This is a genomic window from Devosia sp., from assembly GCF_036676215.1.
GTDB lineage: Bacteria > Pseudomonadota > Alphaproteobacteria > Rhizobiales > Devosiaceae > Devosia.
The window spans coordinates 1-1,702 of record NZ_JAKFDJ010000023.1 but is presented as its reverse complement, the minus strand read 5'-3'; the positions used below and the strand labels follow the sequence as shown (position 1 = coordinate 1,702).

The following is a 1,702-nucleotide window of genomic DNA, read 5'->3' as shown; positions in this document are numbered from 1 at the left end:
GGGCCGAAGCCGGTCTTGCGGATCGACTTGAGGAACTGCTTGGGAATGATGGCGTCGGTGTCGACGTTCTCGCGGTCCATCGGGGCCACGAGGCCTTTGTGTACGGTAAATGCTTTCATTATTTCTTCTTCGCTGCGTCTTCAATCACGGCACCGGCTTTTTGCACGTCCTGTCCCATGCCCTTGACGGTGTTGCAGGCGGTCAGGGCAAAGACAGAAGCAAGGGCCAACAAAACTGCGATTTTTTTCATGATGGTGTTTCTTGAGCGGGGTTTCAGACCAGTTGACGGATGTCGACAAAATGACCGTGCACGGCAGCGGCCGCAGCCATGGCGGGGCTGACCAGGTGGGTGCGGCCGCCGGCGCCCTGGCGGCCTTCGAAGTTGCGGTTGCTGGTGGAGGCGCAGCGCTCGCCGGGCTCCAGCCGGTCGGCGTTCATGGCCAGGCACATGGAGCAGCCCGGTTCGCGCCATTCAAAACCGGCGGCCTTGAAAATCTTGTCCAGGCCTTCACGCTCGGCCTGTTCCTTGACCAGGCCGGAGCCGGGCACCACCAGCGCCAGCTTGACGGTTTTGGACACTTTCTGGCCGAGCTTCCTGATGACGGCGGCGGCTTCGCGCATGTCTTCAATCCGGCTGTTGGTGCAGGAGCCGATGAACACCTTGTCGATCAGGATGTCGTTGATGGGCTTGCCGGGCGCCAGGCCCATGTAGGTGAGCGCCCGCTCGATGGCGAGGCGTTTGTTGGCGTCTTTTTCCTTGTCGGGGTCCGGCACCTTGTCCTCAATCGACAACACCATTTCGGGCGAGGTGCCCCAGGTGACTTGCGGCCGGAGCTGGCTGGCGTCGAGCTCCACCACCGCGTCAAATTGGGCATCCGCGTCAGACTGCAGCGTGCTCCAGTACTTCACGGCCTGGTCCCACTCCACGCCGGTCGGCGCCAGCGGGCGGCCCTTGATGTAGTCAATGGTTTTCTGGTCCACGGCCACCAGGCCGGCGCGGGCGCCGCCTTCGATGGCCATGTTGCACACCGTCATGCGGCCTTCCATGCTGAGTGCGCGGATGGCGGCGCCGGCAAATTCGATGGTGTAGCCCGTGCCGCCGGCGGTGCCGATCTTGCCGATGATGGCCAGCACGATGTCCTTGGCGGTGCAGCCGCGCGCCAACGTGCCTTCGACCTTCACGAGCATGTTCTTGGCCTTCTTGGCCAGCAGGGTTTGCGTGGCCATCACATGCTCGACCTCGCTGGTGCCTATGCCGTGGGCCAGCGCCCCGAAGGCGCCGTGGGTGGAGGTGTGCGAGTCGCCGCAGACCACGGTCATGCCGGGCAGGGTCGCCCCCTGTTCCGGGCCGATCACATGCACGATGCCCTGGCGTTTGGACAGGAAGGGGAAGTAGGCGGCCGAGCCGAATTCCTCGATGTTGTGGTCCAGCGTGGTGATCTGTTCCTTGCTGACCGGGTCGGTGATGCCGTCGTAGCCCAGCTCCCAGCCGGTGGTGGGGGTGTTGTGGTCGGCCGTGGCCACAATCGAGCTGATGCGCCAGACCTTGCGGCCGGCTTCGCGCAGGCCTTCAAAGGCCTGCGGGCTGGTGACTTCGTGCACCAGGTGGCGGTCGATGTAGAGAATGGACGTGCCGTCTTCTTCGGTGTGGACGACGTGTTCGTCCCAGATCTTGTCGTAAAGGGTGCGTCCCATGGTGTTT

General features: G+C 63.5%; 2 protein-coding genes and 1 pseudogene. All 3 read right to left on the bottom strand.

Translation table 11 applies throughout. The features are described 5' to 3' along the window. A pseudogene (locus V6M52_RS01930) lies at positions 1-119 on the bottom strand (3-isopropylmalate dehydratase small subunit); the annotation flags it as partial. Beyond that, positions 119-250 carry an entericidin A/B family lipoprotein gene (locus V6M52_RS01925; RefSeq protein ID WP_332698857.1) on the bottom strand — a complete coding sequence of 44 codons (132 nt, stop codon included), beginning with the start codon at positions 248-250 and terminating at the stop codon, positions 119-121. The gene V6M52_RS01925 and the pseudogene V6M52_RS01930, both read right to left, overlap by 1 nt. A 23-nt stretch (positions 251-273) precedes the next feature. Then, positions 274-1,695: a 3-isopropylmalate dehydratase large subunit gene (gene leuC, locus V6M52_RS01920; RefSeq protein ID WP_332698860.1), complete on the bottom strand. Its 1,422-nt coding sequence runs from the start codon at positions 1,693-1,695 to the stop codon at positions 274-276. Between the last annotated feature and the right edge of the window lie 7 nt (positions 1,696-1,702).

Bases quoted from the DNA above. Each gene is read 5' to 3' on its own strand.
- V6M52_RS01925 (WP_332698857.1), bottom strand. From the start codon at position 250: ATGAAAAAAATCGCAGTTTTGTTGGCCCTTGCTTCTGTCTTTGCCCTG.
- leuC (WP_332698860.1), bottom strand. From the start codon at position 1,695: ATGGGACGCACCCTTTACGACAAGATCTGGGACGAACACGTCGTCCAC.